21 protein-coding genes and 1 pseudogene are annotated in these 20,659 nt (G+C 37.1%); 7 read left to right on the top strand and 15 right to left on the bottom strand.

The window, feature by feature from the left end:
• Positions 1–385: 385 nt before the first annotated feature.
• Genes hemA through hemE form a run of 4 tightly spaced genes read left to right on the top strand, consistent with a single transcriptional unit; the run spans position 386 to position 4,353 of the window.
• On the top strand, positions 386–1,660 hold the full coding sequence (hemA, locus tag U9K52_RS11240) for a glutamyl-tRNA reductase (protein WP_248389564.1): 1,275 nt from the start codon (positions 386–388) through the stop codon (positions 1,658–1,660).
• Positions 1,647–2,558 (top strand): hydroxymethylbilane synthase, encoded by a 912-nt coding sequence (gene hemC, locus U9K52_RS11235; RefSeq protein ID WP_248389562.1) that lies wholly within the window; start codon positions 1,647–1,649, stop codon positions 2,556–2,558. Before hemA ends, hemC begins: the two co-directional genes overlap by 14 nt.
• Positions 2,559–2,591: 33 nt before the next feature.
• Positions 2,592–3,275, top strand: coding sequence for a uroporphyrinogen-III synthase (locus U9K52_RS11230; RefSeq protein ID WP_322926545.1), 684 nt, complete (start codon positions 2,592–2,594; stop codon positions 3,273–3,275).
• Positions 3,276–3,315: 40 nt separating this feature from the next.
• Positions 3,316–4,353 (top strand): uroporphyrinogen decarboxylase, encoded by a 1,038-nt coding sequence (gene hemE, locus U9K52_RS11225; RefSeq protein WP_263601795.1) that lies wholly within the window; start codon positions 3,316–3,318, stop codon positions 4,351–4,353.
• Positions 4,354–4,476: 123 nt separating this feature from the next.
• Here hemE and U9K52_RS11220 read toward each other — a convergent pair.
• From U9K52_RS11220 to U9K52_RS11175, 10 genes and pseudogenes are all read right to left on the bottom strand, one after another.
• Positions 4,477–5,108: pseudogene (locus U9K52_RS11220) on the bottom strand (nitroreductase family protein).
• A gap of 86 nt (positions 5,109–5,194) precedes the next feature.
• Positions 5,195–5,929, bottom strand: coding sequence for an ABC transporter ATP-binding protein (locus U9K52_RS11215; protein WP_322926543.1), 735 nt, complete (start codon positions 5,927–5,929; stop codon positions 5,195–5,197).
• Position 5,930: 1 nt separating this feature from the next.
• The gene (locus tag U9K52_RS11210; RefSeq protein WP_322926542.1) at positions 5,931–7,397 is read right to left on the bottom strand and encodes a DUF5687 family protein; all 1,467 of its coding nucleotides are present in this window, start codon (positions 7,395–7,397) and stop codon (positions 5,931–5,933) included.
• A 103-nt stretch (positions 7,398–7,500) separates the two neighbouring features.
• Positions 7,501–7,653: a hypothetical protein gene (locus tag U9K52_RS11205; protein WP_322926541.1), complete on the bottom strand. Its 153-nt coding sequence runs from the start codon at positions 7,651–7,653 to the stop codon at positions 7,501–7,503.
• 184 nt (positions 7,654–7,837) lie between these two features.
• Entirely contained in the window at positions 7,838–9,487 is a 1,650-nt protein-coding gene (locus U9K52_RS11200; protein WP_322926540.1) for a DNA repair protein RecN, read from the bottom strand.
• A 65-nt stretch (positions 9,488–9,552) separates the two neighbouring features.
• The gene (locus tag U9K52_RS11195; protein ID WP_248389548.1) at positions 9,553–10,461 is read right to left on the bottom strand and encodes a DUF4835 family protein; all 909 of its coding nucleotides are present in this window, start codon (positions 10,459–10,461) and stop codon (positions 9,553–9,555) included.
• A 37-nt stretch (positions 10,462–10,498) separates the two neighbouring features.
• Positions 10,499–11,701: a bifunctional phosphopantothenoylcysteine decarboxylase/phosphopantothenate--cysteine ligase CoaBC gene (gene coaBC, locus U9K52_RS11190; RefSeq protein WP_322926538.1), complete on the bottom strand. Its 1,203-nt coding sequence runs from the start codon at positions 11,699–11,701 to the stop codon at positions 10,499–10,501.
• A gap of 118 nt (positions 11,702–11,819) precedes the next feature.
• Positions 11,820–12,143 carry a DNA-directed RNA polymerase subunit omega gene (locus U9K52_RS11185; RefSeq protein ID WP_027378789.1) on the bottom strand — a complete coding sequence of 108 codons (324 nt, stop codon included), beginning with the start codon at positions 12,141–12,143 and terminating at the stop codon, positions 11,820–11,822.
• A gap of 41 nt (positions 12,144–12,184) precedes the next feature.
• Positions 12,185–13,180 (bottom strand): outer membrane protein assembly factor BamD, encoded by a 996-nt coding sequence (locus tag U9K52_RS11180; RefSeq protein WP_263601801.1) that lies wholly within the window; start codon positions 13,178–13,180, stop codon positions 12,185–12,187.
• A 103-nt stretch (positions 13,181–13,283) separates the two neighbouring features.
• The gene (locus U9K52_RS11175; protein WP_248389542.1) at positions 13,284–13,913 is read right to left on the bottom strand and encodes a TetR/AcrR family transcriptional regulator; all 630 of its coding nucleotides are present in this window, start codon (positions 13,911–13,913) and stop codon (positions 13,284–13,286) included.
• Between the two features lie 98 nt (positions 13,914–14,011).
• On the opposite strand from U9K52_RS11175, the gene U9K52_RS11170 reads away from it, so the two are divergent.
• The 3 genes from U9K52_RS11170 to rnpA are packed head-to-tail and all read left to right on the top strand — an operon-like array spanning position 14,012 to position 15,754.
• Positions 14,012–14,638, top strand: coding sequence for a TatD family hydrolase (locus U9K52_RS11170; RefSeq protein ID WP_312176523.1), 627 nt, complete (start codon positions 14,012–14,014; stop codon positions 14,636–14,638).
• On the top strand, positions 14,631–15,356 hold the full coding sequence (locus tag U9K52_RS11165) for a tRNA threonylcarbamoyladenosine dehydratase (protein ID WP_263601803.1): 726 nt from the start codon (positions 14,631–14,633) through the stop codon (positions 15,354–15,356). The genes U9K52_RS11170 and U9K52_RS11165 overlap by 8 nt, the downstream gene beginning before the upstream one ends.
• A gap of 23 nt (positions 15,357–15,379) precedes the next feature.
• Positions 15,380–15,754, top strand: coding sequence for a ribonuclease P protein component (rnpA, locus tag U9K52_RS11160; protein WP_263601804.1), 375 nt, complete (start codon positions 15,380–15,382; stop codon positions 15,752–15,754).
• A gap of 58 nt (positions 15,755–15,812) precedes the next feature.
• Here the strand turns inward: rnpA and U9K52_RS11155 are convergent, their stop codons facing one another.
• The 5 genes from U9K52_RS11155 to U9K52_RS11135 are packed head-to-tail and all read right to left on the bottom strand — an operon-like array spanning position 15,813 to position 20,623.
• Positions 15,813–16,004, bottom strand: a complete 192-nt coding sequence (locus tag U9K52_RS11155; RefSeq protein WP_322926530.1) for a hypothetical protein — start codon at positions 16,002–16,004, stop codon at positions 15,813–15,815.
• Between the two features lie 4 nt (positions 16,005–16,008).
• Positions 16,009–18,093, bottom strand: coding sequence for a hypothetical protein (locus U9K52_RS11150; protein ID WP_322926528.1), 2,085 nt, complete (start codon positions 18,091–18,093; stop codon positions 16,009–16,011).
• Between the two features lies 1 nt (position 18,094).
• A complete protein-coding gene (locus tag U9K52_RS11145) occupies positions 18,095–18,646 on the bottom strand; it encodes an LptE family protein (protein ID WP_248389529.1) in 552 nt (183 codons plus the stop codon).
• Positions 18,636–19,325 (bottom strand): hypothetical protein, encoded by a 690-nt coding sequence (locus U9K52_RS11140; protein ID WP_322926526.1) that lies wholly within the window; start codon positions 19,323–19,325, stop codon positions 18,636–18,638. The genes U9K52_RS11145 and U9K52_RS11140 overlap by 11 nt, the downstream gene beginning before the upstream one ends.
• 5 nt (positions 19,326–19,330) lie before the next feature.
• On the bottom strand, positions 19,331–20,623 hold the full coding sequence (locus U9K52_RS11135) for a sigma-54 interaction domain-containing protein (RefSeq protein WP_248389525.1): 1,293 nt from the start codon (positions 20,621–20,623) through the stop codon (positions 19,331–19,333).
• Positions 20,624–20,659 lie beyond the last annotated feature (36 nt).

The following is a 20,659-nucleotide window of genomic DNA, read 5'->3' as shown; positions in this document are numbered from 1 at the left end:
TAAAGAGTTACAAAGATATAAATTTAAGACGTCTAAAGAAATTTAACATGCAGATAATTTGGTTAAAATTTTATTAAAATTTATAATCACTTATTAACTTTTACTTTAAGTATTTACAGACTTTAATTTAAACCAGATTTAAGATAAGACAGGCCCAATAAGGCATCACAGGAATTGAACTATTTTTTTTATTGCACACAGATGTGATTTGATTCGTATTATTTTGATTTTTTAATTCTAAAATCTTATTTGCCATTAATTTTCAGAAACCAATATTTTGCTTTTTGCGATTATTTAGAATCATCCCAAAATAGTTTTTTACGATAATTATCATATACATTATAAGAAAGCGTTTTATCAAAAAAAACGTAAATTTGCCACGCTTATGTTACAGTATTCCAACATACATCAGACATCTAATTTTGCCGTACTTTCCATTAGCTATGAAAAAGCTGATGTAGAAACAAGAGGCAAATTTGCATTCTTTGACGAAAATATTAAAAATTTTGTCACCCGTATTCATAATGAAAATTTAGGGGACGCCTTTGTTGTTTCTACCTGTAACAGAACCGAAATTTATACTACCACATCTAATTACCTGCTGGTTGCTGAAGAATATTGTAAAACAATCGGGGTTAATCTGATGGATTTTCTCCAGTTTGCCAACATTCTTACCAAAGAAGAAGCTTTGGCCCATCTTTTCAGAGTAGCGGCCGGACTGGAAAGCCAGATCATCGGTGATTTTGAAATTATCGGGCAGATTAAAAAAGCATACAGCAGATTCAGAAAAGAAAGACAGAATTCCAATCCTTATCTTGAGAGGGCTATCAATGCGGCCATTCAGATTTCAAAAAGGATTAAAAACGAAACCGGAATTTCCAATGGTGCGGCTTCCGTATCATATGCGGCAGTTCATTATATTCTTAACAACCAGAAAAGACTTACCGAAAAAAACATTCTTCTTCTGGGAGTAGGAGAAATAGGCCAGAATACGGTGGAGAATCTCGTAAAGCACGTGTATCAGCCTAAAATAAAAATCGCCAACAGAACACAGGAAACTGCTGAAAAAATTTCAGAGAAATATCACATTCCTCATATTGATTATACTGAATTTGATCAGGAGCTGAAGCAAACAGACATTCTCATTGTAGCAACCGGCGCAAGACATCCTATCGTCAATAAATCTCATTTCCCAAACGGAAAAGAAACACTGGTCATCGATCTGTCTATTCCGAATAATGTGGATAAGGACGTTACGGAAAACAAAAATGTAACCCTGATTGATGTTGATGAACTTTCAAAGCAGATCCAACAGACGATTCAGCAGAGGGAAAAGGAGATTCCGAAAGCTGAAAAAATTATCAAGGAACTGATGAAAGATTTTCTTGAATGGGAAAAAAAGAGAAAGCTGGCTCCCAATATTCATCATTTCAAAGCCGTTCTCAAGAACATGGAACGCAATGAAATGCATAATTTTTACAAAAAAAATAAATACATAAACATCACGGATATGGAACTTTCTGATAAAATGATCCAGAAAATTACCAACCGTTTTGCAAAATATATCATCGATAATCCGTTAAAAGCCGAAGAAATTAGTAAATTAATGCACGAAATATTAGTTGAACAACCAAACAACGAATTCAATGAAAAGCATTAGAATCGGAACCAGGAATTCCGCATTGGCACTTTGGCAGGCAAGAGAAGTTGCGAGACATCTTCAGAACAATAATTATTTAACGGAAATCGTTCCTATTGTATCATCCGGCGACAAAAATCTTACTCAGCCTCTTTATTCACTGGGAATTACCGGCGTTTTTACAAGAGACCTTGATGTTGCCTTATTAAACGATGAGATCGACATTGCTGTACATTCTTTAAAAGATGTTCCCACGAATCTTCCTCAAAATCTTGAGATCGTATCTTATCTGGAAAGGGATTTCCCTCAGGATGTTCTGATCCGTAAAGAATCTGCAAAAAACAAGGAACTTCACGAGCTTAAACTGGCAACAAGCAGCTTGAGAAGAAGAGCTTTTTGGCTTAAAAATTTTCCTAATGCTGAATTTTCAGACATCCGTGGAAATATCCAGACCAGACTCCAGAAACTGGAAGATGGTGATTTTGATGCTACCATTTTATCGTTGGCAGGAATTAAAAGAATGAAAATGGACATCGATTATGAAATGCTTCCGTTTTTAATCCCGGCTCCTTCACAAGGGGTAATTGCAGTTGCGGGTCATGCAGACAAAACAGAAATCAACGAAATCGTAAGACGGTTTACCAATCATACAAACACCCAAATCTGCGTGGAAATGGAAAGAAATTTTCTTAATACACTGGAAGGTGGCTGTACGGCTCCCATCGGAGCTTTTGCCGAAATTTTTGAAGATCAGATCCGTTTTAAAGCGGCACTTTGTTCTTTAGATGGTAAAAATTGTATTTCAACCGATGAAAATTTCGTGTACAACAACGAAGAAAACTTCGGAAAAAATTTCGCTAAAGTTGTTTTGGAAAACGGAGGAAAAGAACTGATGGCAGAAATTAAAAATCAGATTTAAAATTCCATTATTCTTCAGGCTTAAAGCTAAAAAATGAAAATCTTATTTACCAAAAATATAGACCGAACGATTATATCCAAAGAATTAGGAGATGATATCGCGGTTGATTGTATTGAGGTGATAAAAACAACTCCTGTACAAATTCATCCTTTTGACCTGAAAGATTATTCAATCATTTTTACCAGTGTAAACGGCGTGGATTCATTTTTCAGAAATGGCTTTAGACCCGATGAAGATTTTACTGCAAAAAACTACAACAAGATTTACTGTGTAGGGGAAAAGACGAAAAAAGCGGTAAGGAAATACGGCTTCGGAACTTTCAAAGTACTGAAAAATGCAGATACCCTTTCAAAATTTATTACCGCAAAATGCCAGCATGAACGTTTTCTCCACTTCTGCGGAAACCTGGCCATAAGTGTTTTAGACAATGATCTTCCGCTGCAAAATATTAAATATAAAAAAGTTGTCGTTTATAACACCGAAGAAATTAATCCGGTAATAACTGAAAAATATCATGCTGTCGTATTTTTTAGTCCGAGCGGAGTTCGTAGTTTTGCAAAGCAGAATTCACTGGAAAATATAACGCTGATATCCATTGGTGAAACCACATCCCGTGAAATCAGAAAACACAGTTCAGTACCCGTTTTAACGGCTGAAGGTAATACTCTTTTATCTCTTTTTAAGCTGATACGAAAAGAAATTTTAAACAAAAACTGATATACAATTGTTCATTACCGACAATTTTATTTAATAGATTATGATTAAAAACGACCTATATTTAAAAGCGCTTCGCGGAGAAACCGTAGAAAGACCTCCTGTATGGATGATGAGGCAGGCAGGAAGATATTTGCCGGAATTTATTGCCCTTCGCGACAAATATGATTTCTTCACAAGATGTCAGACTCCCGAGCTGGCTTCCGAAATCACCGTACAGCCGATCCGAAGATTTCCGCTGGATGCAGCCATTTTGTTTTCGGATATTTTGGTGGTTCCGCAGGCGATGGGAATCGATTTTAAAATGAAGGAATCAGTAGGTCCGTGGCTTGATACGCCGATCAGAACGATGGAACAGGTTCAGAATGTTGCCGTTCCTGATGTGAATGATACGTTAGGCTATGTTTTTGATGCTATTGAACTGACTTTACAGAAATTAGATAATGAAATTCCGTTGATCGGTTTTGCAGGCTCTCCCTGGACCATCCTTTGCTACTGTGTGGAAGGAAAAGGAAGCAAAGCTTTTGATATTGCCAAATCTTTCTGTTTTACACAGCCGGAAGCAGCCCATTTGTTACTTCAAAAAATTACAGACACTACTATTGCTTACCTGAAAAGAAAAGTTGAAAAAGGAGTGTCTGCCGTTCAGGTTTTCGATTCCTGGGGCGGAATGCTTTCTCCGGCAGATTATCAGGAATTTTCATGGAAATATATCAGCCAGATCGTTGAAGCATTAAGTCCGCTGACGCATGTTGTGGTTTTCGGAAAAGGATGCTGGTTTGCACTGGAAGATATGGTACAGTCTCCGGTTTCCGCGTTAGGCGTTGACTGGACGATTAAACCTGAATTTGCAAGAACGTTAACCAATCACACAATGACGCTACAGGGAAATTTTGATCCTGCAAGATTGCATTCAACTCCTGAAACAATCAAAAAAATGGTGACTGAAATGATCAACCGTTTCGGGAAAGACCGATATATTGCCAATTTAGGCCACGGAATTTTACCAAATATCCCTGTTGAAAATGCAGAAGCGTTTATCAGAGCGGTGGTGGATTGGAAACCAAATGCTGAGTTTTAAACTCCCACAGATTCTCACTGATTAACACAGATTTTACAGTGTTATTCCGGAGAAATTCAAATAATAAATAAAACACCCTTTCAGCAATTGAAAGGGTATTTTTATGAGTAAAATAATTAATAATTAGTTGATTTCTGTAACGAAATCTTCTTTCGATTTTCTTATTTTGGTAAGGTTTACCAGCCAGTCGTTCGAAGGATCTCTATATCCCAAGGCAGTAAGAGAACGCTTTTTAATCCTTTTTCCTGTAGATTTAAAATTTTATCCACTTCTTCCGGAACAAAACCTTCCATTGGTGTAGAATCTACTTCTTCAAAAGCCGCTGCGATAATCGCTGCACCAAACCCGATATAAGCCTGTTTTGCGGCATGCGTAAAGTTTTCTTCAGCAGGTCTTTGCGGATACATTCCCAACAGCATCTGTCTGTAGTTTTCCCACCCTTCGTTTTCAAAACCTCTGATTTCATTTGTCAGATCAAACATCCTGTTGATTCTGTCTTCGGTATAATTATCCCAGGCTGCAAAAACCAAAAGATGTGAGCAATCCGTAATTTGCGGCTGGTTCCATGCATGAGGTTTTATCTGTTCCTTAATTTCCTGATTGGTAATGACAATAATTTCGAAAGGCTGCAGACCGCTTGATGTAGGGGCTAGTCTTGCCGCTTCCAATATTTTATCCACTTTTTCCTGTGGCACTTTCTGACCGTTCATTGCTTTGGTAGCATATCTCCAGTTCAGTTTTTCAATTAATTCCATAAATTAAATTTTAGCAGAACAAAATTAATTCATGTGCCATAAATATGGATAAATGATTTTTAAATTTGAAATATTGCTAATATCTATTAAACAGGACTATTCGTACTTTCTGCCGGACTTGAAATCTGGTCTGCAAAATACTGCTCGAGATCTCTCAACGTTTCCGGATTGGTCTGGATATCTTTTACCAGCTGGCCTTTATTTACCACAACAATTCTGTTGCAGACTTCCGTTGTGTGCGAAAGATCATGACTGGAGATAAGGAAAGTAACACCCTCCTGTTTTGATAATTCTTTAATGAGGTTTTTAAGTTTGATCTGCGTGGAAGGATCCAGGTTGGCAAAAGGCTCATCGAGAATGATGATTTCAGGATTTCCGATAATGGCGCCAACAATTCCCACTTTTTTCTGGTTCCCTTTAGAAAGGTCACGGACATATTTCCCGGAATTTAAAATTTCACCGTTGAAAAGATCATGAAACTGTTTTAAAAACTCATCAACAGAAGCTTTGTTTTGGCCTCTTAGCTCCCCGATAAAGTAGAAATACTCTTCCGGAGTAAGATAACCGATCAGGAAAGAATCGTCCACAAAAGCAGAAACTTTGTTTTTCCACGCTTCAGATTCGTGTACTTTTATTCCGTCGATGCTTACGAATCCTGTTGTTGCCTGAATCAGATCAAGCATCAGGCTGAATAGCGTGGTTTTTCCAGCACCATTATTTCCTACCAAACCGAAAGTTTCACCATTCGGAATTTCAAGATGTTCTATATTTAAAACGGTTGCTTTGCCGTATGTTTTTGTTAAATTATTAATTGTGATCATATTAGTCTTTATTTTTGAATGCTTCTAATGTACTGTATTTTTCTACCTTATAATGTTTTACGATAATATCGAATATTTTTTCTCTTAATAAAAATCCTATTAATCCCAAAACAGCAATGCTTATCACGCCGGCCTCAATTCCGAGAGAATATTTTACGATTGCAAATACAACCATCGGTAAGAATAATTTAGGAATCAGCAGCAGCAAAGATTTCATATTAAAGCTGTTTTTCTGCCCGAACCTCTTTTCTTTTGCATTCAGGTCAATCTGCATTTTGTTGAATGCCCCGGACCAGAGTGTAAACTGAGAATTGACCCCAATATTATAAATTCCTGCCGCAAAAAAAGTAAGGTACATATCCCATCCGAAATAGACGTAACACAACGCCAGAATGATCGAAAAGCCTGTTACGATATTCATCAGCCACCATTTTGCTTTCAAATATTCTTTGTAAGGAACATTCAGGGTCATCATTAATGGATAATATGAACTGTCGAAAGCAGGAACCCGCTGTCCGAACATAAACTGAAATCCTCCCGTTACAAACAATCCCATAAACATCATCATGGCCGGTGTTTTATAAATAGGTGAAGAGAACATCAGTAATCCGTAGAAAAGAAACAGAAAACTGCCCCAAACAATTCCTTTGGTAACTTTATTCCGTTTTAGTAATTTAATATCATTGTTGATGAATGTTCCAATGGCTCCGTATTTATTCAGGAACATGATATTTTCTGTTTTCCCGACCTCTTTTTTAACTTCCAGCCCCTGATCCAGATAAAATACCTCTCGGATATGACTGAAGCAGATTTTCCATAAAGCAGAAAACAATACAACGGAAATTACTACAAAATAAGGTCTTTCGTAAAAATTAAAGAAAAACTTTTCAGAATAATCCAGAACAGGAACAATATTATAATAACCTAATGCTGCCACTCCCGTAAAAATACAGCCGACAACAATGGCAACGATCTCTTTATCATTAAAAAGAATATTGATAAAATTGTTCAGATAAAATAACAGTGAAATTCCTACCAGCCATGCCACGACACCCGATGCATTATATCCATTGAACAATGCGATAATGGCAAAAGTGATCAGAAACAGGGAATTCAGCCAGCTGAAAGCAGACAGAAAAGTTTTACCCATCATATAATTGACCAGCGTTTTCTTAGGAATATTAAGGGTAAGAAAAGGCTTGATGTTTTGTGTGGGTAATTCCTGCCAGATGTATTTCACAATAAGATCTACCGCCCAGGCCACGATCATAAACCTGGAAACCACTTGTATCGGGTTCTGATGCATTTCCTCCTGAATGTAAAAGAATGCACCAAATGCTCCTCCCACCAAACATGCCATAAAATAGAGAATTCCGATAAAGCGAAGAATTTTCATCGCGAGGTTGATTCCTAAAGAACTTCCTCTAAAAAAACTTTTGAACTCTAATTTCAGGAATTTTATAAACATAGTTATCTTTTATTACATTAGTTCTTATAAAGATATAATTGTTACAATTTTTAACTTTTAATCAAGATGTATTTTACAGTAATCAAAATAACCCTGCTTAGAATCACCCGACACCTACGGAAGTTCCCAACAGTCTGCGTAGGTCTTCAGCAGTTCTCCGTTTGTTTAAAACATTTTGCAGGGAACCAACGGAGGTCTCCGGAAGTCTCCCGCAAGTTGCAGGAAACCAAACAACATCTCCGGAGGGTTCAAACATATTGTTTGTAAGCTCAGGAGATTTTAGCTGTATAAAAAGAGATACAGGCTATCATTCTTCAGGAGTTTAAACGTATGATTAAAATGTTGATACTATATTTAGACCCTTTCAGGATGACAAACTAAATTAAAAAAAAGACCTCTGAAAAATTCAGAAGTCCTTATATTTTAAAATAAATTCAAATTTATCCGATTAATTCCTTAGCCTGCGCCAACGCTGCTTCTGTAATTTTACTTCCGGAAAGAAGCTGGGCTATTTCGTTGAGCTTCTCTTCATCACTCAAAGAAACGATGGTGGATTGTGTTCTTCCGGCCACATCCTGCTTCACCACTTTATAGTTGTTGTTTCCTTTTGCAGCCACCTGAGCGAGGTGAGAAATGACGATCAGCTGCATATCGGCAGACATTTCGCGCATCAGGTTTCCGATCTCTTCCGCTACTTTTCCGGAAACGCCGGTATCGATTTCGTCTAAAATTAAGGTCGGAAGCTCATCACTCTCGGCAATAATTTTCTTTACAGCCAGCATCACTCTCGATCTTTCACCACCGGAAATGGCGGTCTGAATAGGTTTTAAAGGAAATCCGGAATTAGCCTGAAACAACAGCTGAATATTTTCTTTCCCGAATTGATTGAAATCAGCGGTATCCTGCAATTCAATATCTACTCTGGCTTTCTCAAGGCCTAATTTTTTGAGTAAAGCTTCTGTTTTCTTAATAAAGACAGGAATATATTTTTTCCTGTTTTTTGACAATGTGCCGGATAACGTCTGAAGTGATTTTTCTTTTTTAGCAATATTCTTCTGAATATCTTCAATCTGGGATTCCAGTTCCGATGCTCCCTGCTGCTCTCCTGACAGCTGATCCCTGATCTCTATTAATCCGGAAACATCTGTAACATTATGCTTTATAAAAAGGCTGTTGATCCTGTTATTTAACTCAATTAATAAGACCAGATTTTCCGGGTTCACTTCAATGTTTTCTGCTTCATCCTCCAGTTCGGAAATGATATCTTTTAATTCCACGAAGGAAGTTTCCAGCCTTTCATTAAGCTCGTTAAAACTTCCTGACACTTCCGCAATCCTGGAGAGTTTGTTTTTAGCTTCATTAAAAAATGAGAGAATTCCTACTTCTTCCTGATGAAATCTTGATAACACCTGCGCAAGATTATCGGAGATCATTTCTGCATTTTCCTGGATGGAAAGCTGGTTCTGAAGCTCTTCATAATCAACATCGTCCAGGTGGAGCTCTTCAAGCTCATTCAGTAAAAATGTTTTATAGTCGCTTTCCTTATTAGCCTCTGAAAGTTGTGTCTGAAGTTTTTTAAGCTGTATTTTAAGACTTTGAAAATCCGAAAATTCATTCTGATAATCCTGAATGGTCTGTTTGTTTTCAGAAAGTCCGTCAATAATTTTGAATTGATATTCTGCGGTAAAAAGATTTGAAGTTTCAAATTGGGAATGAATATCGATCAATTGGGAAGACAATTCCCTTAAAACATCCAGTGTTACCGGAACATCATTAATAAAAGCCCTGGATTTTCCTGAAGGCAGAATTTCTCTTCGGATAATGGTCTGATGTTCATAATCCAGATCATTTTCGATAAAGAATTTTTTAAACTGATTATTTAAAGCAAATTCGGTCTCAACAATACTTTTTTCTTCTGCTTTTGAGATCGATTTTACATCTGCCCTTTCTCCAAGGATCAGTCGCAAAGCACCCAAAATGATAGATTTTCCGGCACCAGTTTCCCCGGTAATCACCTGAAGACCGTTATTTAAAGACACTTCAAGGGTGTCGATAAGGGCAAAGTTTTTAATGTATATTCTCGAAAGCATTGATAATAGCGGTTACTTTAGCTATTGCAAATATAGAACATTAGATTTCAGGATTCAAGTGAAGATTACTGTTTCCATTTGTTCCAGCGGGATTCTGTGCTTTTAGGAGAAAGTATGATCAATTCGTTTTTAAGATCTGCCAAAACGATCCCTCCATTGTTCCCGGAATTAAAAATATTAAAGATCTCATCAGCCTTCGTATCCATAAAAAGATTAAAAAAATAGGCCTGCTGGAAAGAATTTTCATATTGCCTTAACTGCATTAAAGCATCAAAAATCACTTTTTTAGCTGCAGTCTGGTCCTGATTAAAAAGATTATCAAGTCCTGCTCTGTGATAAGAATAGATGGTTGCACGCAGCTGGTTCCAGTTCGGGCTCATTATTTCTTTGATTAAAATAGAACGGCTTCTCGGTTCATTAATCTGCTTCCAGCCATCGTACGTATTCTGAGATTCTCCGTTCTGGGCAATTTGCTGGGCTTTCTGAAACCATTGCGTTCCTGCCATCGACTGAAAACTGTCTGCATCAACTCCTAGGATTACATAAACATAAAAGCTGATCACATCAATAAGATTTTTCCCGGAAAACTGTCTTTCGTTGAAAATAAGATTTTCATTTTCCACGTAATCAAAAGAAAAACGCTGATCCTGAAGATTGAGAAGCGGAGATTCATAAGTGGTATTATACACCGGGCGAACTGCCTGTACGACAATGCTTCCCCTAAATCTGTTTCCGTCTCTTTCGCTGATAACAATCGCAAAATTTGATTTTATCTTTTCAAAATTCTGAAGCCTTTTTCCTGTCCAGCTTGTATTATTAATGAAATCCCTGAGGCTTTTTTCCAGCGCTTTGTATGCCGACTGGTTACTTCCGCCCAGCTGTTGGGCATTCACCTGCACGGTAGCCAGCAACTCCTGGGAGAAACTTTGGCTGAATAAAAACAGAATTAAAAATATGCTTAAAAATTTTTTCATTTTTATAGTAAAGATTGAGAACGGAAATTTATTAAAATTATTTTAAAATTTGAGCTTCAATACAATCCAGAATATCTTTAGCGACATCTTCTTTAGATTTCAGATCAAATTCTTTCTTTTCCGTTCTGGTAAATATTTTTATTTTATTGGTATCGTTCTTAAATCCGGCGCCTTCATCACGCAAGGAATTCAAAACAATCATATCCAGATTTTTCTTTTCAAATTTTGCTTTGGCGTTTTCTTCTTCATTCTGGGTTTCAAGCGCAAAACCAACTAAAAACTGCCGCGTTTTCTTCTCGCCCATGGTCTTAAGAATATCCGGATTTTTAACCAGCTCTATCGTTAAATATTCATCATTTTTTTTAATTTTTTCCTTAGCAACTTCCTTAGGAGCATAATCTGCAACTGCTGCACTGGCAATTCCAATATCAACAGTATCATAAAATTCAAAAACTTTTGCCAGCATATCTTTTGCCGAAGTCACTTTATGCAGTTCAATACTTTTATTGATCGGTTTCTCAGAACTTGGTCCCGAAATCAAAATGACTTTTGCTCCTCTTTTTGAAGCTTCCTCTGCAAGGGAAAATCCCATTTTTCCCGATGAATGATTCCCGATGAATCTTACGGGATCAATCGCTTCGTAGGTAGGCCCCGCTGTAATTAAAACGGTTTTGCCTTCGAGTGTTTTTTTAGTATTTACATCAAAAAAATCTTCTATTGTCCGGGCAATGGTTTCAGGCTCAGACATTCTTCCCTGTCCGCTCAGTCCACTTGCCAGTTCGCCGGTTTCGGCAGGAATTACAATATGCCCGAAGCTTTCCGCCAGTTCGAGATTTCTTTTGGTTGAAGGGTGTGCATACATATCGAGGTCCATTGCTGGAGCGATAAAAACAGGACATTTCGCTGACATATAAGTCGCAATGACAAGATTATCACACATCCCGTGAACCATTTTGGAAAGAGTACCCGCGGTACAGGGCGCAACAATCATCACGTCTGCCCAAAGTGCCATTTCCACATGGCTGTTCCAGGTTCCGTTGTCACTGTAAAAATCTGAATATACCGGTTTTTTGGAGAGGGTGGAAATGCTAAGCTTGGTTACAAAATGTTCAGCATCAGGTGTTATGATGACCTGTACTTCTGCTCCTTTTTTAATAAAATCCCTGATCAGAAAGTGAATTTTGTACGCTGCAATTCCTCCAGAGACCGCGATGAGAATTTTTTTCCCGGAAAGGCTCATTCAATTTAATTTTAAGAATACTAAATTACTTATTTTTTCTTACAAACCTGTTCGAACAACAAAGGTCATAAAGAAAAGATTTCCTTTATGACCTTTGTTTATAAAAATATACTGATTTTTATTTTCTTTCTTCAGTTTTTCTGAAGTAAATATCTTCGTTCAGCCATTCTTCAATAGCAATGGAAGTTGGCTTCGGAAGCTTTTCGTAATGCTTTGAGATTTCGATCTGCTCTCTGTTTTCGAAAACTTCTTCTAATGTAGAATTGTGAACCGCAAACTCATCAAGCTTATTGTGAAGTTCCGTACGGATTTCAGCATTGATCTGCTCTGCTCTTTTTCCCATGATAACAATCGCTTCGTAGATTGAGCCTACTTTGTCTTCAATCTTATCCTTATCGTAAGTAATGGTATTAACTTCTGCTTTTGTATCTTTTACACTCATTTTGAGAATATTATTTTTATTTAAGTTCGCAAATTTACGAATTATCTTTGAATTTTGAAAGTGGCCGCCGGCGGAGGTGTGTTAATTGCTGCACTATCCCTCTGGATCTGCATTGCTTTCTTCTCTGCCTCTACCTGATCTTTCATCTGCTGCTCTGTTTTTGTCTTTTCATCGTTCTGAGCCTGAAGTTTTTTCTGTCTTTCCGTTAATGCGGCAATTTTTGCTTCGGTTTGCTTTTTAACAACTACGAAATCTTTCTTTTCTTTTTCAAGCTTTTCTCTGATATCAAGTGCTGTTTTGGCAAGTTCCGTATTTGGCATTTCTTTTTCAATCTGTCTTGTAAATGCCAACGCGCTTTCAATTCGCTCATCTTTCAGATCATAAACAGACTTTGTTGCCAACTCATATCTTGATTTTATGATATAATCATAAATCTGCGGACGAAGTTTTGTACTCGGGAAGTCTTCAAGAACATTTTCCAAGGCTACGTTAGCCGCTTTATATTCTCCCATTTTGAAGTACTGTCTTGCATTTTCATAGGCTTTGAATTCAAGCTTATAAGATAGTTCATCAATCAGGGTACTGATATTTTTGGATCTTTCCGAATTCGGGTAATTATTCAGGAATTCCTGAAGTTCTGTGATGGCAGACTGTGTGGTAGACTGATCCAGGTTATAATCCATGGAACCTTCATAATAACACAAAGCGGCCATATATGCTGCTTCTTCAGCTCTCGGATCTTTCGGGAAATTCACCGCAAAGTTTTTAAACTGATTTCCTGCTAATCTGAAATTCTTATCGTAATAATTGGCATAAGCTGTATTAAATGCAACATTTGGAAAGTCATCCGTTCCTGCCACTAAATTGGCAAGCCTGTCATAAAGAGCCAATGCATTTTTCCATTTCTTTTTAGCGAAATTGTCATTGGCGGTTTTTAAGATGAGATTTTTATCCGCGCTTTTCATTGCTCTTTCCTGATTGCTTACGCACGATGCTACTACCGCTACAGCAAAAAGACCTAAAATATATTTTTTCATATAAAAAATTCAACAGTTTTCGGATTATACAGCCGATTTACTAATTTGCAAAAATATAACTTTTTTGTCAATAGATTTTTTTTTATGATTATTTAACGTAAATTTAGTCTGCTGCGTATCCTAAAATTGCAAAAACGCTCATTAAGAGATTCATTCTGACTTTTTTTTCTGCCTCTTTGGAATAGGTTTCCTCACTTTTATTCGGAACATAGAGTTCATAAAAATTCCGGTTCCGGATTACAAATAAAGTGGATCCGATAATGGTGGTGAGAATATCTTCCGGTTTAGGAGTAAAAGTGAATACACCTGAGGTAACTCCTTTCTTTATTACCTCATCCAGTTTTTTGACAAAAAGCTGATAAAAATCCATTAATTCGTCTTTGAGATTTTCCGTATGGCGGAGTTCCTGGGTAACGAATCCGTGAAAGTAATTGTATTTAAACAACTGTGCGACAATGTATTTAATAATTTCTTTCATCTGCATTTCCGGTTTCCCTTCTTTAATAGTATCTGCAAACTCGGAAAAGTTTTCTCTTGTTTTCAGCACCCGATACTGATAAAGATAAGACATCATTTTTTCTTTAGACCCGAAATAATAAGAAATCATCGCAACATTGATATTTGCTTTGGAACAGATGTCTCTTACGGATGTGCCTTCGTAGCCTTTTTTTGCAATCAGCTCTTCGGCAATGTCTAAAATGTGTATTTGTTTTTCTGTAAATTTTTTCTTCATGCAATGCACTTTGAAGTAAAGTTAAGAAATTTTTAACAGATTTTATAAACGTTCGTTTAAGAATTTACGCAAGATGTAAATTAATAGTATTTTTGAATATGGAATTTTTTGATTTTCATCATCATAAGAAAAATATTTCTTTCGGAATTTACAACCTGGACCTGAATAGTGTACCGACTGATATTCCGTACTCCATTGGGATTCATCCTAAAGCTATTAACATCAGAACCCTAGAAGAGCAGTTTCAGTGGATTGAATCTACTATTACAGAAAACTGCATTGCCATTGGAGAATGCGGATTGGATTCTTTTGCAGAAGCTGATCTGAAAATGCAGGAAGATGTTTTTCTGAGGCAGATCAGAATCGCCAATGAGATTAAAAAACCTGTCATTATTCATTGTGTACGAAAATTTTATGAAGTGATTTCTTTTAAAAAGTATGCCGAACAGCCCATGATCATTCATGGTTTCAATAAAAAAGAAAGCATTGCTGAAGATTTGCTTAAAAATAATTTTTACCTGAGTTTTGGAAAAGCGCTTTTGTATAATTTATCTTTGCAAAATACTTTAAGAATTACTCCTTTAGATAAAATCTTTTTAGAAACCGATAATGACGATTTTGATATCAGAGATCTGTATCTAAAAGTTGCAGAAATAAAAGCTATTTCGCCCGAGGATTTACATCAACAAGTTTTAGAAAATTTAGAGACAATAAAAAATGGATAAATACTGGCTGGAAAGAACGGAACTTCTGATCAAAGAAGAAGGTCTGGAAAAGCTAACGAAGGCAAATGTACTGGTTATAGGTTTAGGAGGAGTCGGTTCTTTTGCCGCAGAATTCCTCGCAAGAGCCGGAGTCGGTAATATGACAATTGTAGACGGGGATACGGTAGACATCACGAATATCAACAGACAGCTTCCTGCGTTGCATTCAACCGTAGGAGAACACAAAGTGGAAGTGGTGGCAGAAAGACTTTTAGACATCAATCCCAGGCTTCATTTAACCAAAATCAATGAATTTCTTAACCCGGAAAGAATGGACCAGGTTCTTGATGAAGGAAAATTCGACTATATCCTAGACTGTATCGACAGCGTAACGCCTAAGCTAACCTTGCTAATTGCTGCGAGAAGGAGAAAAATAAAAGTGGTAAGCTCGATGGGAGCCGGTGGAAAAACAGATCCCAGTAAAGTTATGGTGCGGGATATCAGCAAAACCCACAACTGCTACCTTGCAAAACAGGTACGGAAAAGACTGAAAAAGGAGAAAATCAACAAGGGAATCCGTTGTGTTTTTTCAAATGAAATTCAGAATGAGGAAAGTTTAAAGATGACCGACGGAAGCAATTATAAGAGATCTTTTTACGGAACTATCAGCTTTATTCCTGCAATTTTCGGATTGTATGCGGCAGCAGAGGTAATTAATTACCTGGTTAAAAAAGATTAAATTCTCTTATATTTACGTCGTAAATGACAAACTTTAAATATCCCAGAGCTGAAAAGCTTAAAAAAAACACCGAGATTTCTTTACTTTTTGAAAAAGGTAAATGGCGAAGCAATGGGAACCTGAGAATTATTATTCTGAAAGATAAGCCTGCCGCACCTGTTGAACATACGAAGTTTGCGGTATCGGTTTCAAAAAAATATTTTAAAAGAGCAGTACACAGAAACCGGGTGAAAAGGCTTCTCAGAGAATGTTACCGTCTTCATAAAGATCTTTTTAAAGAAAGCTTCGGGAATAAAACAATGGCCATGCTTTTCTGGATATCTCCTGAAATGCCTGAGAAGTTTCAGGATGTTGAAGAGCAGTTTATAAAGCTTTGTCAATCGATGAAAAAAGATTAATAACCGAGAGTAATTCATTATCAGCATAAATAATTGGGGCGGAAATTTTCCGCCCCAATTATTTTATTTTTTTTGTATAATTTCCTACAATAATTCCCAAAGGACCGATTAACGGAAAAAGAATCAATGCCAGATAAGGCAAAATACCGGATCTGTTTTTAAAAAGAACTGCTATGGCTGCTGCATACAATACAGCGAAGAATATAGTAACAGTTAGTATCTGAAAAGCATTTATGGATAGTATATTCATAGATTTATCCTTTGGTTCTGAAGTCTTTTATTTCCTGAATCCTGTTTTCATAATATTCCTTCTTTTCAGGTGTTTTTTTAATGAGGGTTTCGAAAGCCTTAATGGCTTTTGTGTAAAGCTTTTGTTCAAAATAAAGGTTGGCCAGTGTCTCCGTCATCAAATGAGAAATATCGTCTCCTTTTTCCTTTATGATAAAATTACTTTCCTCCTTCAGCTGGCTGATTTTAGGATTATTCTCGATAAAAGTCTCAATGACCTTATTTTTGACTTCTGTTTTATCTTGCTTTGTTTCCGAAGATCTGTCAATCTTAAGCCAGCTTTGCCATGTATTGATGAATCCCGGAACATTGCTGTCAAGAAGACTGGATTTTTTGTTTTCCACTACATTTTCAACAGAAGAGGCTGTTTCTGCTGCTTTCTGTGTATTTTCCTGCTGTATTTCCGATTTTTGTTCTTTCTTTTCAGGCTGAGGAATCGTCCATCCTGAGCTAAAGAATGACACATTCATCACCGGTGCTTCCTCTTTATTCTCCTTCTCCATTTCCACAGCTGTATCTTCTTCTTTCGATTCTGTAAGTTCTTCTGGCTTCGCAGGCATATTTTCAACAGGTTCGATAATTTCCGTTGTCGCTAATGAGCCCGTTTCTTCAGAAATTTCTTTTTGAACAGCTTCTGCTTTGGATTCAGCAGGAATTTCCGGCTGCGGCTGAACATTTTCTACAGGTTTACTTAATAAAGAATCAGGAAGATTGGATTCGAGTGACATTGGCTTCCATGCAGTATTTACTTCCGGAGCCTGTTCAACCGCTGCTTTATTTTCTTCTGAAATTTCTTCCACCTGTTTTTCTGAGGCTTCGGGCTGAACGTTGTTTTCAATAACGCTTTCTTTATCTGCTTCTTCAGATTTCGGTTCTTCAGTTTTTACCTCAAAACTTTGTGTTTCCGAAAAGCTAATGTCGTTTCCTGCATTTTCCGACTCTTCCTCTATTTTAGGAGTTTCGGAAGCTGCTTTCTCTTTCATTTTTTTCTCAACCTCTTCAATCAGTCTGCGCATTTCATCTTCATGCTTGCTGAAACCCGGCTGGGAAATTTCCTTTATTTTTTCATCCGTGTTCGGTTGTATTTTCACATCCGGCAGGAAAGATTCCATTCCGTGGAAGCTTAATTCGGAATCATCATGAAGGGTTTCTTTTTCCTCAGACGATGAAAGCCTGTCTTCATTAACAATTGTTTCCGTAGTGAAGTCGGCTACTTCTTCTGTATTTTCGTATTCATTTTCATTTTCATTTTGAGTGATCTGAACATCCGGAAGAAATGATTCAGTTTCATGGAAACTTAATTCAGAATTGTTTAAAACCTCTTCTTTTTCGGATTCGGACTTTATTTTTTCTTCTTCAATAATGGTTTCCGGTGTAAAATCCTCAGCTTCAATAATTTCAGGATCTTCATCCTCCTGAAGAAATTCCTGATCTTGTAGTATTTCTTCTTTTTTATCAGGTTTTTGAGTAATAATAGAACCGGATTCCAGTGTGGATTCCAGATCAATCACCTCAACATTGTCATCTTCAAGAAAATTCTCTTCTCCTTCAAATAAAATTCTGTTTCTTTCCCCGTTTACAAAAACTTCTTTGGCTTCAGGCTTTGGTTCCGGAGGTATTCCAAAACTATTTTCATCGTCAGCAAGTATTTCTGCCGTCTCTTCAACTGTTTCAGGATGATCTTCCGAAACGGGTTCTTCTTCTCTTTTTAAAGGAAAAACAGAAGCTTTAGACCGCAATAAAAGCTGAAGCGGATTTTCCATAGGAATGATTTTTTCCTGTATCGTTTCCGCAGGAATTTCTGCCTTAGGTTTCTGTTGGATTTTACCGTTAATCAGCTGATAAAGAATTTTTTTATCCGTGGTATATGCTGCTGTGGTAGAGAGCACTTTCTGATAATTTTCTTTATCGTACAGATGAACTCCATACAAGTACAATGCTCTGATATTTTGAATATAGGGAAAAGAATTAATTTCCTCTTTCAGAAGATTGAGATCTTCCGACTGAATGCTTTTTGGGGTCTTTAATAATTCTAAAACTCTATGATTCATCTTACCAGTTCGCTACAATGTCGTTAAATATCTTATTAATAATCCTGTCGGTCGCAATTTTCACCTGAGAGCTTTCGATATCAGATTGCGATAAATTACTGTTGAATACCGCTTCATCAGAATATGACCTGTCGAAGCTTAGTTCAGGATGAAGTCTGTTTTCATAATGCACTTTCACTGTAATGGTGAGTTTATTCTGTGACTCCTGAATTACTCCTCCCGTATTTTGATTGGTTACGGTATTAGAGCTGATCGTTGTAGGTGTGATTGAATAATCCGTAATTTCACCTTCCACCAGAATATCTGGGTTTTCTTTTGTTCCTTTTAACGTTGTTCTTTGTAAAAACCTGTTCTGAATGTCTGTAGAAAACTGCTGCGAAAGCGTAGGATTTACTAAGGGTGCGTTGTTCGGGAACTCATTAATCTGAATGGTCTTTTCATCTTTAAGAGATGAGCCCGTGAAAGTGTAGCACGAATTCAGCACCGACAAACACAACAGCAAAAGCCAAAATTTTGGCTGCCCGATTTTAATATTTTTAATTTTAAAGTTCATTTTTAATTCCAATTTCCTGAATTTCATCATAGGTAACCTGCTTCAAAGCATCTTCATACGCAAAGTAATGCGCAGCATACAAAAAAGGCATGGTAAAAATCAAACCAATAAAGCATGCAATAATCCCCAACTGCGATAAGACTCCTACAGCCAGTGAGTATAAAAAGATTGACAATAGATTTCCTTTAGTCATTACGGAAGAGATCTTCCATGCTTCTTTAATATCTATAATTCTTCCTAGAGAAATTAAAGCTGGCATATAGAATCCTTTCAGACAAACGATTAAGATCGCTATATAAACGAAGATCATATAAATAATAAAAAGAGCTGGCGGACCTGCGGAAGGATCTCTGTCTGCCAGCATCGGGATCATAAACAGCATCGGAATATAGATTACCATCATCCCGCCCAGCAAAACCAGTTGTATCAGAAAGTAAGGCGTAAAATCATCAAAATTGAAAATATCCCCTGCACTTACATTTCTTCCGGCTCTTAAATCGCGGCAATATTTATAAAAATTCCCTATCGCCAAAAGCCCGCAGAAAGGGATAATGGACATGATCATGGCAAGCAGAAAAGCTCCCAGCAAACTTCCGAAATTTGCTTTGTAAAACTCATATCCGTTGCTGATGTATTCTCCTATTTTAAAGTTGACCGGTTTTGCGTTAAGTTTAATCATGATTATTATTCTTCTAAGTTATATTGTTTTATTTTCCTGTACAGGGTTCTTTGGGAAATCCCCAATTCATCTGCCGCTTTGTTTCTTCTGCCTTTATGTTTTTCCAATGCTTTAATAATGAGATCCTTTTCATTGTTCTGAAGTGATAAGGATTCCGGTCTGTGCTCTTCAATTTCTATATCTTCCACATCTTCATAGCTGTCGTCCTGCCCGGAAATGATGGTAGGATTCTGGATTACCGGTGCATCATTATTTTTATTTTCAAAATACAGCAATGAATTTGGCGCTACATTTTGCTGGCTTTCAGGGGTATAAATCCTATTGATCAGATTTTTTTCATGATTGCTCAGATCAGATGTACCGCGGTTTTTAATCAATTCCGAAGTTAAGGATTTTAAATCATTAATATCGTTTCTCATATCAAAGAGAATTTTGTACATGATTTCCCTTTCACTGCCGAAATCACTTTGTTTTTGAGCATTCGGTGTATTTACAACCATCGGAAGATGAGACTCCATCGGAATATACTCTGCCAGTTTCTCCGGGGTAACATGCCTGTTCCTCTCTACAACAGTCATCTGCTCAACAAGATTCCTGAGCTGACGTACATTTCCGGGGAATGTATAATTTTCGACATAATGCACCGCTCCCGGCTCAAGTTCCAGTTCCGGCATTCTGTATTTTTCGGCAAAATCGATAGCAAATTTTCTGAATAGTAAATGAATATCCCCTTTTCTTTCTCTCAAAGGCGGCATATCGATCTGCACTGTATTTAAACGATAATAAAGATCTTCCCGGAATCTTCCGTCCTGGATGGCCTTCATCATATTAACATTGGTTGCTGCAACAATTCTCACATTGGTTTTCTGGACCTGTGAAGATCCTACTTTCATGAATTCCCCGCTTTCCAGCACTCTTAATAAACGAACCTGAGTTTGCAAAGGCAATTCCCCTACCTCATCAAGGAATATGGTTCCGCCGTCTGCCACCTCGAAATATCCTTTTCTGGTTGCCGTAGCTCCGGTAAAGGCTCCTTTTTCATGCCCGAATAATTCTGAGTCGATGGTTCCCTCCGGAATCGCTCCGCAGTTTACCACAATATAAGGCTGGTGTTTTCTTTTGGATTCTGAATGAATAATTTTAGGAATAAATTCTTTCCCGACACCACTTTCCCCAATGACAAGGACCGAAATATCTGTGGGTGCTACCTGGATGGCTTTTTCCAAAGCACGGTTTAAGGCCGGAAAATTCCCGATAATTCCGAAACGGTTTTTTATATTTTGAAGCTCATTGCTCATACGTAAAGTTTTTAGATTATTTTTTTACAGTTTTTG

Origin of the sequence: Chryseobacterium sp. MHB01, assembly GCF_034651565.1 — a bacterium.
Taxonomy (GTDB): domain Bacteria; phylum Bacteroidota; class Bacteroidia; order Flavobacteriales; family Weeksellaceae; genus Chryseobacterium; species Chryseobacterium nepalense.
The sequence above is the reverse complement of the archived record's forward strand: the minus strand, read 5'-3'. Positions and strand labels throughout refer to the sequence as shown.

What these genes read in the sequence shown, in the direction of transcription:
- hemA (WP_248389564.1), top strand. Translation starts at nt 386, where the DNA reads ATGTTACAGTATTCCAACATACATCAGACATCTAATTTTGCCGTACTT.
- hemC (WP_248389562.1), top strand. Translation starts at nt 1,647, where the DNA reads ATGAAAAGCATTAGAATCGGAACCAGGAATTCCGCATTGGCACTTTGG.
- U9K52_RS11230 (WP_322926545.1), top strand. Translation starts at nt 2,592, where the DNA reads ATGAAAATCTTATTTACCAAAAATATAGACCGAACGATTATATCCAAA.
- hemE (WP_263601795.1), top strand. Translation starts at nt 3,316, where the DNA reads ATGATTAAAAACGACCTATATTTAAAAGCGCTTCGCGGAGAAACCGTA.
- U9K52_RS11215 (WP_322926543.1), bottom strand. Translation starts at nt 5,929, where the DNA reads ATGATCACAATTAATAATTTAACAAAAACATACGGCAAAGCAACCGTT.
- U9K52_RS11210 (WP_322926542.1), bottom strand. Translation starts at nt 7,397, where the DNA reads ATGTTTATAAAATTCCTGAAATTAGAGTTCAAAAGTTTTTTTAGAGGA.
- U9K52_RS11205 (WP_322926541.1), bottom strand. Translation starts at nt 7,653, where the DNA reads ATGTTTGAACCCTCCGGAGATGTTGTTTGGTTTCCTGCAACTTGCGGG.
- U9K52_RS11200 (WP_322926540.1), bottom strand. Translation starts at nt 9,487, where the DNA reads ATGCTTTCGAGAATATACATTAAAAACTTTGCCCTTATCGACACCCTT.
- U9K52_RS11195 (WP_248389548.1), bottom strand. Translation starts at nt 10,461, where the DNA reads ATGAAAAAATTTTTAAGCATATTTTTAATTCTGTTTTTATTCAGCCAA.
- coaBC (WP_322926538.1), bottom strand. Translation starts at nt 11,701, where the DNA reads ATGAGCCTTTCCGGGAAAAAAATTCTCATCGCGGTCTCTGGAGGAATT.
- U9K52_RS11185 (WP_027378789.1), bottom strand. Translation starts at nt 12,143, where the DNA reads ATGAGTGTAAAAGATACAAAAGCAGAAGTTAATACCATTACTTACGAT.
- U9K52_RS11180 (WP_263601801.1), bottom strand. Translation starts at nt 13,180, where the DNA reads ATGAAAAAATATATTTTAGGTCTTTTTGCTGTAGCGGTAGTAGCATCG.
- U9K52_RS11175 (WP_248389542.1), bottom strand. Translation starts at nt 13,913, where the DNA reads ATGAAGAAAAAATTTACAGAAAAACAAATACACATTTTAGACATTGCC.
- U9K52_RS11170 (WP_312176523.1), top strand. Translation starts at nt 14,012, where the DNA reads ATGGAATTTTTTGATTTTCATCATCATAAGAAAAATATTTCTTTCGGA.
- U9K52_RS11165 (WP_263601803.1), top strand. Translation starts at nt 14,631, where the DNA reads ATGGATAAATACTGGCTGGAAAGAACGGAACTTCTGATCAAAGAAGAA.
- rnpA (WP_263601804.1), top strand. Translation starts at nt 15,380, where the DNA reads ATGACAAACTTTAAATATCCCAGAGCTGAAAAGCTTAAAAAAAACACC.
- U9K52_RS11155 (WP_322926530.1), bottom strand. Translation starts at nt 16,004, where the DNA reads ATGAATATACTATCCATAAATGCTTTTCAGATACTAACTGTTACTATA.
- U9K52_RS11150 (WP_322926528.1), bottom strand. Translation starts at nt 18,093, where the DNA reads ATGAATCATAGAGTTTTAGAATTATTAAAGACCCCAAAAAGCATTCAG.
- U9K52_RS11145 (WP_248389529.1), bottom strand. Translation starts at nt 18,646, where the DNA reads ATGAACTTTAAAATTAAAAATATTAAAATCGGGCAGCCAAAATTTTGG.
- U9K52_RS11140 (WP_322926526.1), bottom strand. Translation starts at nt 19,325, where the DNA reads ATGATTAAACTTAACGCAAAACCGGTCAACTTTAAAATAGGAGAATAC.
- U9K52_RS11135 (WP_248389525.1), bottom strand. Translation starts at nt 20,623, where the DNA reads ATGAGCAATGAGCTTCAAAATATAAAAAACCGTTTCGGAATTATCGGG.